The sequence below is a fragment of the Streptomyces sp. Ac-502 genome (assembly GCF_045222935.1).
Classification (GTDB): domain Bacteria; phylum Actinomycetota; class Actinomycetes; order Streptomycetales; family Streptomycetaceae; genus Streptomyces; species Streptomyces monomycini.
In genome coordinates, this window is sequence record NZ_JBHFFO010000001.1 from 9,447,768 (window position 1) to 9,461,768 (window position 14,001).

The window sequence follows — 14,001 nt, forward strand, 5'->3', positions numbered from 1 at the left end:
CACGGACGCGGCAAAACGCAAGAAGGCCGCGGCCGTCCCCGTCCTGCCTCTACACGCGCGGCCGAGCGCGGGTCAAGTCACCGGATGATGCGTCTCCAGGCGTACCGCGAACCGGGTGACCGTAAGTGCGTACTTACGTCCTCCGCCGTCGGTGTGGTGGACCAGGCCGGCACGGGGCGTTGAGGGGGAACAGGAAAGTGGGGCACTTCCGGCTGCTCGTCGTCGGCAACGCCGTATCGGCGTACGGCAGTTACCTGAACATGGTGGCGCTGAACGTCTTCGTCTACCAGGTCACGGGCAGCGCGCTGACCGCGGGCCTGTTCATGGCCGTACGTTTGATCACCAGCGTACTGTCGGGATTCGTCAGCGGCCGGCTGGTCTCGCGTCACGACCGAAAACGGTTGATGGTGTGCGCGGACCTCACCCAGGCGGTCGCCCTGGCGCTGCTGCTCCTGGCGCCCGGCGGCGCCCGCGTCACCCTGCTCTTCGCGCTCGCCGTGGTGACCGGCGCCTGCTCGACCCTCTCCCAGGTGGCGCTGCGCAGCAGCGTCCCGGAGATCGTCGGCGCCGACCTGCGGACCAGGGCCAACGGCTTGCTGGTCACCGGGCGTTCACTGGCCATGATCGCCGGTTTCGCCTCGGCGGGCGTGGTCGTCGCGGAGTTCGGCTACACCACCGCCTTCGTGCTGGACGCCCTCACCTTCACGGTCTCCGCGACGGTCCTGTTCCTGCTGCCCATCCGCACCCGGTCCACTGCCGCGAAGAGCACGGCCGACGGCGCGACGGCGGACGACGCGGGCACCGGCCGCTGGGCCTCCTTCGCGCTGCTGAAGGCGGCACCGCTGCTGGCGGTCATGGTCGCGGTCCGCGCGGCCGACGGCCTCGGCTCGTCCTCGCACAACGTCGCGTTGCCCATCTACTCCAGTGCCCTGGACCCTTCACATCCGGCCACCTTCATCAGCCAGTTCTGGGCGACCTGGGCGATCGGCAACATCGTGGCGCAGCAGGTGTGCTCACGGCGTACCAGCAAGACCGGGTGGTCACCGGGGAGCGCGCCTTCGCGATCGGCTCCATCGTGATGTCGGCGGCGTTCATCGTGGTCTTCAGCGGCCTGCCGGCCGTCCCGGCCGCCATCGCCGCGCTCATCGCCGGCATGGCCGACGGGTTCACGGAGATCGCGTACGTCTCCCGGCTGCAGGCCGCCCCGGACGAGCAGCGCGGACGCCTCTTCGGCCTCTCCGCCTCGGCCGAGAACAGCGGCTTCGGCCTCGGCATGATCGTCAGCGCGGCACTGCTGGAGCGCTACTCGCCCCTGCAAGTGGTCACCGGGTTCCAGGGCCTGGCCATCGTGCTGTGCGTCGCCCTGCTCGTCGTGCTGGCCAGGGGACGCTCCCTGTTCCCGAACGAACCACCGGCCCGGGAGAGCGGCGGCCCGGCGTCCGGCCGGGAGGTCTCCTCCGCCGCGGAGGGCGGCACCTCATGAACGTACCGGCCGACTCGCGCGTCGCGGTCATCGGCATGGCCTTCCGCTTCCCCGGAGCGGACACCCCCGAGGAGTTCTGGCAGGTCGTCCGGGACGGCCGGGACTGCGTACGGCGCTTCACCGAGGAGGAACTGGCCGCGGCCGGCGTCCCCGCCGAGAAGTACCGGGCGGACGACTTCGTCGGCGCCAGCGGCATCCTGTCCGGCATCGACCGGTTCGACGCCGGGTTCTTCGGCATGAGCGTCCGGGAGGCGCAGCTCACCGATCCGCAGCACCGGATGTTCCTGGAATGCGCCTACCACGCCCTGGAGGACTCGGGATATCCGCGGGAACGGGGCGGGCTGCGCACCGGTGTCTTCGCCAGCACCGGCTACCACCTCTACACCCTGGAGAACTACCTGCTGAACAACGTCCTGAAGGGGCCGATCGGCGACGACTGGCTCTCCAGGATGCAGGTCCTGGTCGGCAACTACGCCGACTTCACCGCCACCCGCGCCTCCTTCCGCCTCAACCTGACCGGCCCGGCCATCAGCGTCCAGACCGCCTGCTCCAGCTCCCTGGTCGCCGTGCAGCTCGCCGCGCAGTCGGTACTGGTCGGCGACAGCGACATCGCGCTGGCCGGCGCCACGGCCGTGCATGTGCCGCAGGTACTGGGCTACCAGTACGTCAAGGGCTCCATCCTCTCCAAGAGCGGCTACCTGCGCGCCTTCGACGCCCGGGCGGACGGCACGGTGGGCGGAACCGGCGTCGCCGCCGTCGTCCTCAAGCGCCTGGACCGGGCCCTCGCCGACGGCGACACCGTCCACGGCGTCATACGCGGCTGGGGCGTCAACAACGACGGCGCGGACAAGCAGACGTACACCGCCCCGAGCGCGGCCGGCCAGCGCGGCGCCATCCGCCGCGCGCTGGACCACGCCGGCATCGGCGCGGACACCGTCGGCTACCTGGAGACCCACGGTACGGGCACGCTGAAGGGTGACCCGATCGAGTTCGACGGCGCCGTCTCCGCGTACCGCACCGACACCGACCGGACCGGGTACTGCGCGCTGGGCTCGACCAAGGCCAACATCGGCCACCTCGACGTGTGCTCGGGCATCGCCAGCTTCATCAAGGCCCTGCTCGTCCTCAAACACGGCGTCATCCCGCCGATGGCCAACTTCGGCGAGCCGAACCCCGCCCTCGACCTCGAACGCAGCCCCTTCTACATACCCGAAGAGGCGCGCCCGTGGCCCAAGGGGACACCCCGCGCCGCGCGGGCGTCTCGTCCCTGGGCGTCGGCGGCACCAACGCCCACATCATCGTGGAACAGGCCCCCGAACCCGCGCCTCGCGCCGCCACCGTGACCGCACCGGACGTCCTGGTCCTGTCCGGCCAGTCCGCCGAGGCCCTCACGGCCAACGCCACCGCCGTACGTGACCACTTGACCCGGCATCCCAAGGCGGATCTCGCCGACCTGGTGACCACCGCGGCGGGCCGGGCCCACCACCGGCACCGCCTGGCGGCCCGAGGCACGAACCCGGCGGAGCTCGCCGCGGCCCTGGACGGCTGGCTCGCGGGCGCCGGCGGCCCCGCCGCAGCCGCCGCCGTGACGACCGGCGAGGCACCCCGGGAGGGACGGCCGGGCATCGTCTTCCAGTTCACGGGACAGGGCAGCCCTTATCCCGGCATGGCACAACCTCTGTATGAGCGCTTCGCCGTGGTCCGCGACCTGCTCCACACCTGCGACCGCCATCACCAGGAGCTTTACGGCAGCTCCCTGCTCGACGTCCTGCTCGACCCCGGCGCGGACCGCGCCACCACGGAGAACACCCGGACTGCCCAGCCGGCCCTCTTCGCCCTGCAGTACGCCCTCGCCGGACTGTGGCGACACGTCGGCATCACGCCGGACATCGTTGCCGGGCACAGCGTCGGCGAGTACGCCGCCCTCTGCGCGGCGGGCGCGCTGTCCGTCGAAGACGGCCTGCGCATCACCGCGGAGCGCGGGCGCCTGATGCAGGACCACTGCGCGCGCGGCGCCATGGCCGCCGTCTCGGCGGACCTGGACACCGTCCAGAACCTGGCCGCCGAGGTCCCCGGCCTCGAACTGGCCGTCGTCAACGGGGCGCAGCGGCACGTGCTCGCCGGCCCCGTCACCGCCGTCGACCGGCTGCTGACCCGGCTGGAGGAGCGCGGCATCCCCGGGGAACGGCTGCCGGTGACACGCGCCTTCCACACCGCGCTCACCGACCCGATCCTGGACAAGTTCCGGGACCTGCTCGACGGCGTCACCTTCCGCCCGGTCACGACCGGCTTCGTCAGTTGCCTCGACGGGCGCCCGCACGAGCCGGGCTGGACGCCGGACGCCGACTACTTCGTACGGCAGACACGCCGGCCGGTCCGCTACGACGCCGTACTGCGCACGCTCGGCGAAACCGGCTCCGCCGCGCTGGTCGAGATCGGCCCGCACACCACACTCAGCGGACTGGCCCGTGCCGCGCTCCCCGGCGTGCGGGCGGTACCGACGCTGCGCCGTGGCGCCGGACCCGGCGCCTTCTGGGGCGCGGTGGCCCAGCTCCACTGCGCGGGCGCGGACCTCGACTGGCCGGCGCTGACCGCCGGCAGCGGAGGCCGCAGGACCTGGATGCCCGGTTACCGCTTCCAGCACAAGTCGTTCTGGACCGGACCGGCGCCGACAGCCGTCCGGGCCGTCCGGACCGGCGAACCAGCGAGAGAACCAGCGAGAGAAGAGGAAGACGTGGCACAGGACGAGGCAGTGTTCGAGAGGGTGCTCGGGCACGTCATCGAGTTGGTCGCCAAGCACCTCGGGCACGACGCCGACGCGATCACCGGCGACACATCCTTCTTCGACCTCGGTGCGGACTCGCTGCAGATGATCAGCGTGCTGCGCGAGCTGGAGCAGGACCACCAGGTCAAGGTCGCGATGCGGGAGCTGTTCGAGGAGGCGAGCACTCCGGGGCAGCTCACGGAGCTGATCGTGGGGCGGATGCCGGGCGGTGCGACGGGTGGTACCGCGGCTGGTACGGAGGCTGGTACGGCGCGTGGTGCCGCGGACGGTGCCGCCGCGCGGCCCGCGCCGGTGGCGGCGGAGCCCGTACGGTACGAGCCGGCTGCCGCCGAGCCCGTGCGTGCGCCGGAGCCCTTCGCCATGCCCGAACCCATCGCCATGCCGGAGCCCATCGGCATGCCTGAGCCGGTCCGCGCGCCCGCGCCCACGCCCGCGCCCGCCGAGGCGAACGGCTCGGCGCAGCCCGTGACGCGCGCCGAACTGACCGACCTCGTCCGCCAGGTGCAGCAGCTGTCGCAGCTCCAGCTGCAGATGATGTCCCAGATCAACCAGCTGTCCCAGCTGCTGACCGCGCAGGCGACGAGCGCCCTGACCGGCGGCGTGGTGGCCAACGGGAAGGCGGGCGGGAAATGACCGGGCTGAGCGCAGCCGCCGCTGCGGTGGACCAGGACCTGGCCGCGATGTCCGACCTCTCCCGGCGCATCGCGGAGCGGATCGAGGCCGCGGCCGGGGGCGGGGTCGGGGGAACGGACGGGACTGGGGTCGGGGGAACGGCCGAGGCCGGGACCGTGGCTCCGGCCGAGGCCACGGGGCAGCCGACGACCGGTGTCGCGGACCAGCCGGCGCCTGGCGATCAGGCTGCCGCTGTCGCCCCGTCCCCGAACGGCACCGCGCAGGAGCCGTCCGCCGAGCGGCGGCAACGCGTGCACGGCCCCCGGGTGACCGTCTCCCGCGCCTCCGGCATGGTCGGCGGCTCCGCCTCCGAGACGCAGCAGGCCCACCTCGACGACCTGGTACGCCGTTACACGGCCAAGACCGCCACGTCCAAGGAGATCGCCCAGCGTTACCGCCGTGTGCTGGCCGACAGCCGGGCCGTCGTCGGGTTCCGCAGCAAGACCAAGGAGATGCTGTACCCGATCGCCGGACGCCGGGCACACGGCTCCCGGCTGGAAGACATCGACGGCAATCGCTATGTCGACATCACCATGGGCTTCGGCGTGCTGCTCTTCGGCCACGAACCGGACTTCGTGAGCGAGGCCGTCCGCGAACACCTCTCCCGGGGCATCCAGCTCGGCCCGCGCAACGTCGAGACCGGCGAGGCCGCCGAGCTGCTGGCGGAACTGACCGGTATGGAACGCGTGGCGTTCGCCAACTCCGGCACCGAGGCGAACTCCGCCGCGATCCGGCTCGCCCGCGCCGCCACCGGCCGCCGCCGCATCGTCACCTTCCACGGCGCCTACCACGGCCACGCCGACAACGTCCTGGGCCGCTCCGCCGGCACCGGCGCCGACCGGATCACCGTCCCGGTCTCCACCGGCATCCCGTCCGCCAGCGTCGCCGACCTGCTGGTCCTCGACTACGGCAGCGACGCGAGCCTGGAGGTCATCGCCGAGCACGCGGACGACATCGCCGCGGTCATCATCGAACCCGTACAGAGCCGCCACCCGTCGCTGCGGCCCGTCGGCTTCGTACGGCAGCTGCGGGAGCTGACCCGCCGCCACGGCATCGTGCTCATGTTCGACGAGATGCTGACGGGCTTCCGCCCGGCGCCGCGCGGCGCCCAGGAGCTCTACGGCGTCACCCCCGACCTCGCGACGTACGGCAAGCTGCTCGGCGGCGGCTTCCCGATCGGTGCCATCGCCGGCCGCGCGGACATCATGGACGGCGTGGACGGCGGCTTCTGGCAGTACGGGGACGCCAGTTACCCGCCCGCCGACACCACCTTCTTCGGCGGCACCTACATCCAGCATCCGGTCTCGATGGTCGCCGCGCGGGCCGTGCTGACGCACCTGAAGGAGCACAGCCCCCGGCTCCAGGAGCGGCTGAACGCCCGTACCGCTGAACTCGCGGACTCGCTGAATCGTTTCTTCGATGACGAGGGATTCCCGCTGAGCGTGAGCCGCTTCGGCTCCCAGTTCCGCTTCGAGCACCGCGCGGACATGGAACTGCTGTACCACCACCTCATGTTGCGCGGGGTGCACGTCTGGGAATGGCGCAACTTCTTCCTGTCGACCGCCCACTCGGACGGCGACATCGAGTTCATCGCCGACGCGGTCCGCGGATCGCTGCGGGACCTGCGCGCGGCAGGCTTCTTCCCCGGCGGACCGACCGGCGGACCGAAAACGCTGCCGACGGCCGGCGCGCAGGCTCCGGTGGCGACGCAGGCTCCCGCAGTGCCGCGCACGTCGGCCGCTAAGGCGCAGGCTCCGACGCAAGCGCAGATTTCCGTGGCGACGCAAGGGCCGGCGGCCACTCAGGGGCCGGGGATCGTGCGGCTTCCAGAGGTCGCGCAGGCTCCGGCAGGCGCGCAGGACCCGGAGGTCGTGCAGACTTCGGTGCCGAGGACCGGGCCCAGCAGCACGACCGTGGCCGCACGCCGCGCTCCCGACTTCAGCATCTACTTCTTCGGCGACTATCCCCAGGACGAAGCTGGAGCCGAAGCCGGGACTGAAGCCGGGGCCGGGGCCGAATCCGGGGCCGGCGTGGGTTCCCCGGCCGCCGCGCAGGGCAAGTACGACCACATCCTGGAGACCGCCCGCTTCGCCGACCAGCACGGATTCCACGCGCTCTGGATGCCCGAACGGCACTTCCACTCCTTCGGCGGCCTGTTCCCCAACCCCGTCGTGCTCGCCGCCGCCCTCGCCCGCGAGACCCGGCACGTCCGCCTCAACGCGGGCTCGGTCGTCCTGCCCCTGCACGACCCGGTCCGGGTCGCGGAGGAGTGGTCGATGGCCGACAACCTCTCCGGCGGCCGGGTCGGCATCGGCTGCGCCAGCGGCTGGCACGCCAACGACTTCGTCTTCTTCCCCGACCGCTTCGGCCGTCACAAGGAGATGATGTACGAGCAGGTGGAGCAGGTCCGCCGGCTCTGGCGCGGTGAAGCTGTGCGGCGCACCGGCGGCGACGGCGAGACCGAGGTACGCCTCTTCCCGCGCCCCGTCCAGGACGCGCCGCCCATGTACACGGCGGTGGTCGGCAATCCCGCCTCGTACGTGGCCGCCGCCCGCAACGACGTCGGCGTGGTCACCAACCTGATGACCCAGAGCGTCGAACAGCTCGCCGAGAACATCGCGCTGTACCGCCGCACCCGCGCCGAGCACGGCCTGGACCCGGACGCCGGACGGGTGGCCGTCCTGCTGCACACCTACCTGGCGGCCGACCACCGCACCGCGCGCGCCGAGGCGTACGAGCCCCTGGCGCGCTACATGCGCGCCTCGCTCTCCCTGTTCGGCAACGTCGCCAACAGCCTCGGCCACAACGTCGACCTGTCCGCGCTCACCGAAGACGACCTCGACGTGCTCTTCCGCCGGGCCTACGACCGCTACTGCGACCAGCGGGCCCTCATCGGTACGCCGGACACCGTCGCGTCCGTGGTGGACGCGGTGAGCGCGGCGGGGGCCGACGAGATCGTCTCGCTCGTCGACTTCGGCGTCCAGCCGGGCGCGCTGCGCACCGGCCTCACCCACATCGACACGCTGCGCCGCCGCTACCACGCGCCGGGCGCGAGTACGGGCGCGCACACGGATGCGCAGGCAGGCGTGCACGCGGGCGCGGATACGGGCACGAGCGCGGGGGCGAGCGCGGACGCGCCTACGTCCGCGCCGCACCCGTACGAGAACGTCGCCCCGCTCTCACCCGGGCAGCAGCGCATCTGGTTCCTCGAACGGATGCTGCCGGGCCGTACCGCCTACAACGAGACCAAGGCCATCCGCCTCGACGGCCCGCTCGACGTACCGGCGCTGCGGACGGCGCTGCGTGACCTGGTGGCGCGGCACGAGGGGCTGCGGACCGTCTTCCGGGAGATCGACGACGAGCCCTGCCAACTCGTCCGGCCGCCGTCCGCACCCGATTTCGCGGTGCTCGACCGCACGGACGCGGGCACCGACGGCGAGGAGGCCGCGGACGCCGCGCTCCGTGCCGTCCTGGCGGAGGAGAGCGCGCGGCGCTTCGACCTCGTGGACGGGCCGCTGTTCGTCACCCGGCTGGTGAAGCTGGGGGAGGAGCGCCACGTCCTGGTCTTCTCCCTGCACCACATCGTCGTGGACGCCGCCTCCGCCACCGTCCTGGCCCGCGACCTGTCAGCGCTCTACCGGGCCGCCCACCACGGCTCCGACGCCGGACTCCCCGCGCTGTCCGGCACGTACGCCGATCATGCCCGCGCCCAGCTGCGTACGCTGGACGATCCGGCGCGCGCCGCGGACCTGACGTACTGGCTCGACACGCTCGGCGGCGAACTCCCCGTACTGGAACTGCCCTGCGACCGCCCCCGCCCCGCGGCCATGACCTCCAACGGGCGGGCCGTCTTCCACCGGATCGACCCCGAACTGTCCGACCGGCTGCGCGACCTGAGCAGGCAGAGGCGCGGCACCCTCTTCATGACGCTGCTCGCCGGCTTCACCGCGATGCTCCACCGGGTCACGGGCCAGCGCGACATCGTCGTCGGCACCCCGATCTCGGACCGCCCCCAAGGCACCGAGGACCTGCTCGGCTTCTTCGTCAACACCCTCGCGCTCCGCTTCGACCTGTCCGGCGACCCGGAGTTCGGCGCGTTCCTCGACCGCGTACGGGGCGTCGCCCTGGACGCGTACGACCACGCGGACGTGCCCTTCGAGACGGTGGTGCGGGAGCTGGCTCCGGCGCGCACCACCGACCGTACGCCGGTCTTCCAGGTGCTCGCGGAGTTCGAGAGCAGCGACCCGTTCCGCTTCGACCTGCCCGGCGTCCGGGCCACCGTGATCGACGCGGGGCCCGACAAGGCCCTCACGGACCTCGCCGTGTACTTCACCGACCAGCCCGAAGGCATCCGCTGCCACCTGGAGTACAACACCGACCTGTTCGACGCGGACACCGTGGACGGCTTCTTCCGTACCTTCCGTGACCTGCTCGAAGCGGCCGTACGGGAGCCGGGGACACCGCTGTCCCGCCTCGGCGCCACGCCGGTGCGGCAGAAGACCGCGCAGGCCGTGACGCCCGCGCCCGAGCGGCCCGCGACGGCAACCGCCGCAAGGCAGCGGGGCATGGTCGCCGTCCCGCCGGTGGAACCGGCAGCGCAGCCGGTGCCCGCCACATGGCAACAGGGCCCGGTCCGCCCGGTGGCGCGCGCCACCGTCCACGAACTCGTCGCCCGGCGCGCGGCGGACGCCCCGTACCGGACCGCCGTCCAGCACGGTGACGACCGCCTCAGCTACCGCGAACTGGACACGCGGGCCGAACGGCTGGCCGCCGTCGTCCGCGAACGGTCCGGCACCGCGGCGGCAGCGACCGCGGACGGCGCGGACGACGTGGTGGCCTTGTGGCTGCCCCGCTCCGCCGACCTCGTCGTCGCCATGCTCGCGGTGCTCAAGTCCGGCCTGGCGTACGTCCCCCTGGACCCGTCGCTGGGACGGGCCCGGGCCGCCACGGTGATCGCGGAAAGCGGCGCCCGTGTCCTGCTGAGCACCGGCTCCGGGGCCGACGAACTCGACCTCCCCGACGGCCTGACCGTCATCGACGTCACCGCCGCCGGGGACGGTGCCACCGACCGCCCGAAGAAGAAGGCGCCGTCGGACGCCGCCGGACCCGAGTCCCTGTGCTACGTCATCTACACCTCCGGCAGCACGGGCAAGCCCAAGGGCGTCGCGGTGCCCCACCGCGCGGTCGTCGACCTCTGCCAGTGGCATCACAAGCGCTTCGCCTTCACCTCGGCCGACCGCAGCGCGCTGGTGTGCAGCCAGAGCTTCGACGCGTCCGTCCTGGAAATCTGGCCGGCACTGACCGCCGGAGCGTCACTCGTCATCGCCGACGACACGGTCCGTGCGGACACTGCGGAACTGGCCCGCTGGTACGCCCAGCAGCACGTGACCTTCTCGATCCTGCCCACCGCCCTGGGCGAAGCACTGCTCACCCTGCCGCCCGCCGAACAACCGCCGCTGCGCCACCTGCTGCTGGGCGGTGACGTGATGCGCACACGGCCGCACCCGGACGTGGCGTATGAGACGGTCAACGTCTACGGACCGACCGAGACGACCGTGCTGTGCACCATCGAGACCGTCGGCCCGCGCACGCCCGACACCGGCCCGGGGCCGATCCCGATCGGCCGCCCCGCCGACAACGTCAGCCTGCGGGTCCTCGACGCGTCCGGCGCGCCGGTGCCGCTCGGCACGGTGGGCGAGCTGTACGTCGGCGGGCCGGGCATCGCCCGGGGCTACCTGGGCGTTCCCGTGTCGGCCGACGACCGTTTCGGCCCGGATCCGCTCGGCGCGGAGTCCGGTACGGGTGCGGCCACGGCTGAGCCGTCCGGGGCGTCCGGCGACGGTGCTCGGCCGGCCGGACACCGCTTCTACCGCACCGGTGACCTGGTGCGGTGGACCGAGGACGGGGCGCTGGAGTTCCGCGGCCGCGCCGACGACCAGGTGAAGGTTCGCGGCTACCGCGTCGAACCGGAGGAGGCGGCCCGCGCGCTCAACGCCCTGGACGGCGTGCGCGAGGCTGTCGTGGTGGCCCGCCGCGACAGCCGCGGCGAGGCTTACCTCGCCGCCTACGCCGTACCGGCGGACCGGGACGCGGACGCCACCGCCACCGCGGCCGGCCGCCGGACGTACGCCGACCGGCTGGCCCGCGACCTCGCGGCCCGGCTGCCGGAGTACCTCGTACCGCGGTCCTGGGCGGTCCTCACCGCACTGCCGCTCGGGGGCAACGGAAAGCTGGACCGCGCCGCGCTGCCGGACCCGGAGATCGTCACATCGGCGCGGCCGGCGCCCGCTGCCGCGCCCGCTTCGGCGAAACCGGGGCAGGACGCCCGGCGGACGGCACCCGCCGCTGCCGCTGCTGCCATCGCCTCCGCTGACGGGCCCGAACCCGGCCTCCGGGACCGGATCGAACACCGTCTCCGGGCCCTGTGGGCCGACGCCTTCGACCTCTCGGCCGACGCCATCGGGCCCGACGCCTCCTTCTTCGACCTCGGCGGTCACTCGATCGCCGCGATCCGGCTGGTGAACCGGGCCCGGGAGGTGTTCGGCCAGGAGTACCCGATGGTGCGCTTCTACCAGGAGCCGACGGTACGGGCCATGGCGGCGTACCTGGCCGGCGACACCGGAACCGACGGGTCCGCCGAGGGCGCCGGGGCCGGGCGCTCCGAGGACACCCGTTCGGGCGCCGAGACCCGCGCCGGTGCCGGAGTCGGTGCCGGGGACCGGGGAGGGCCGTGACCGGCACCGATAGCGGAACGGACGGGGAACCGGACGGCGCCACGGACGTGGTGGACCGGGCGCCGGCCACCTACCAGCAGCAGGGCTTCATCGCCCAGGACCACCACCCCACGCCGCACGTGTTCAACGTCGCCCTGCGCATCACGCTCACCGGCGGCCTGGACCTGCCGGCGCTGCGTACCGCGCTCAGTCAGCTCATCGCCCGCCACGAGTCGCTGCGTACCCGGTTCGTGCAGGAGGACGGGCAGTGGTGGCAGGAGATCCTGCGGCCGCGGCCGGTCGACCTCCAGGTCGAGGACCTGACCGCCGGCCGGGGCACCGGAGCCGGAACGGCGGGCTCCGCCGGGACCATGGACGCCGAGATCGAGCAGATCAGCGCACAGGTCGCCGCCACCCGGTTCGACTTCGGCGAGGGGGTGGCACCCAAGCTCCGGCTGGTGCGCAGCGGCCCGTCGACCTGGGTGCTGTTCTTCGTGCTGCACCACTCCACCTGCGACGGCTGGGCGGTCAGCGTCCTGCTGAGCGACTTCGCCGCCCTCTACGGCGCCGCGGCGACCGGGACGCCGCACACGCTGGCCAGTACGGTGCCGCAGCCGACCGAGTACGCCCGCTGGCAGCGGGAGACCGCACCGGAACGGCCCGACCAGCGCGTCCTGAAGTACTGGGCCAGGGAACTGGACGGGGCACCCTTCGAGCTGGGGCTGCCGCTGGACCGGCCGCGCCCGGAAACCCTCAGCGGACAGGGCCGCGTCGTACTCTTCTCCGTGGACACCGATCTGCTGGCCGACGTGGAACGGCTGGCCAGGAAGTGCGGCACGACACCGTACGCGGTCACGACCGCCGCCCTGGGGCAGCTGATCGGCACGCTCTCCGGGCGGACGGACGTCGTCGCGAATGTCGCCTACGCCAACCGTGAGCGCCGTGCCTTCGAGTCGCTGATGGCCTGCACGGCCGTGGGTCTCCCGCTGCGTATCCGGCTCGACGGGGACGGCACCTTCACCGACCTCGTGCGGCAGGTCGCGCACACCTCGATCGAGGGCATCGACCACATCATGTCGCTGCGCAGGCTCGTCGAGCCGCTGCGTGAGGAGATGGGGGTCGAGGTGCCGGACCACGTGCCGTTCGGGTTCGCGTACCAGAGTTCGCTGCAGACGGACATCGAGCTGCCCGGTGTGGCCGCCGTGGTCGAGGACCTGGCCGTCCCGGCCGCCCGTACGGACCTCAGCGTCGGGCTGATTCCGGCGGGCGACACGCTGACCGGGTACATGGAGTACTCGACCGATCTGTGGGAGCAGCCCACGGTCGAGGGCTGGGCCGACGCTTACGTGACCCTGCTCGCCGAGGAGGTGCGGGCCGCGCTGGAGGACTGACCCGTCGCGTCGGTACGGCACCGTTCCGTCGGGGCGGTGCCGTACCGACGAGCCGGTACCGTGCCGGCCCGTCCGGTGCCGCCCCGACGGCCGCCCGCGTACGCCGGTGCCGCGCGGGGGGCGGGCACCGGGCTGGACGATCCGCCGCCGCTCGGCAATAGTATGGGCGGGACATCCACCGAATCGTCTCCGCCTTCGGCGATAACCTCTGCCGGCCCAGCCGGCGGGAACGGGGCGCCGCCGGGACGACGGCGACGGGGTGCGGAATTTGCGGGCAGTTGTGGAATTGGGGTCTGGGGCACAGTGATGGTTTCTGGCAAGGTCATTCGGTTCGACGAGGTGCGCGGCTACGGGTTCGTCGTGCCGGACGACGGCGGAGAAGACGTCTTCGTGCATGTGAACGACCTGGAATTCGACAAGGGGCTGATGGCCCCCGGCGTCAAGGTCGAATTCCTGGTGGACGAGGGCGACCGGGGCCCCAAGGCCTCCGAAGTGCGTTTCCTGGAAGGCGCCCCCGGCCGCTCCGGCGGTGCGCACCGCGCGCAGAGCGCCGCGCACGACGGGAATTTCGAGGACGGCGTCCTGTGCGACACCCTCTCCGCCCAGGAGTTCCTCGACGAGGTGACCGAACTGCTGGTGACCGGCGTGCCGAGCATGACGGGCGAGCAGATCCTCCAGGCCCGGCAGCGTCTTCTGAAGCAGGCGCAGTCCCACGAATGGGTCGACGCGTAGAACGCTCCCGGCAAAGCACCGGGCTGCCGGTCCGCCGGATCGCCGGACCGCACCCGTCGTGAACCGTCGGATCCGTTCCGTCCGCACGGCAGGCACCGGACAATAGACACGCACGGCAGACACCGCACGGTGGCGAGCCGGTGAGGTGAACATCGCCGGTATACATGCAGTCGTATGCCGCGCCGACGGCGGTCCGCCATCACCATGACGGACGGAGGGCGGCGC

General features: G+C 72.6%; 5 protein-coding genes and 1 pseudogene. All 6 read left to right on the plus strand.

Features of this window, described 5'->3' with window-relative positions:
• The first annotated feature begins 197 nt into the window (after positions 1-197).
• The 6 genes and pseudogenes from ACEXOX_RS43000 (at position 198) to ACEXOX_RS43025 (ending at position 13,776) form a co-directional block, all read left to right on the plus strand.
• Positions 198-1,483, plus strand: a pseudogene (locus ACEXOX_RS43000) (MFS transporter).
• Positions 1,480-2,826 (plus strand): polyketide synthase, encoded by a 1,347-nt coding sequence (locus ACEXOX_RS43005; RefSeq protein ID WP_406526038.1) that lies wholly within the window; start codon positions 1,480-1,482, stop codon positions 2,824-2,826. Before ACEXOX_RS43000 ends, ACEXOX_RS43005 begins: the two are co-directional and overlap by 4 nt.
• Complete coding sequence (locus ACEXOX_RS43010) at positions 2,709-4,901, plus strand: acyltransferase domain-containing protein (protein ID WP_406526039.1); 2,193 nt, start codon at positions 2,709-2,711, stop codon at positions 4,899-4,901. Before ACEXOX_RS43005 ends, ACEXOX_RS43010 begins: the two co-directional genes overlap by 118 nt.
• Entirely contained in the window at positions 4,898-11,674 is a 6,777-nt protein-coding gene (locus ACEXOX_RS43015) for a MupA/Atu3671 family FMN-dependent luciferase-like monooxygenase (protein WP_406526040.1), read from the plus strand. The genes ACEXOX_RS43010 and ACEXOX_RS43015 overlap by 4 nt, the downstream gene beginning before the upstream one ends.
• Positions 11,671-13,044 carry a condensation domain-containing protein gene (locus ACEXOX_RS43020; protein WP_406526041.1) on the plus strand — a complete coding sequence of 458 codons (1,374 nt, stop codon included), beginning with the start codon at positions 11,671-11,673 and terminating at the stop codon, positions 13,042-13,044. The genes ACEXOX_RS43015 and ACEXOX_RS43020 overlap by 4 nt, the downstream gene beginning before the upstream one ends.
• Positions 13,045-13,350: 306 nt before the next feature.
• Positions 13,351-13,776, plus strand: coding sequence for a cold-shock protein (locus ACEXOX_RS43025; protein ID WP_030021573.1), 426 nt, complete (start codon positions 13,351-13,353; stop codon positions 13,774-13,776).
• The last annotated feature ends 225 nt before the right edge of the window (positions 13,777-14,001 follow it).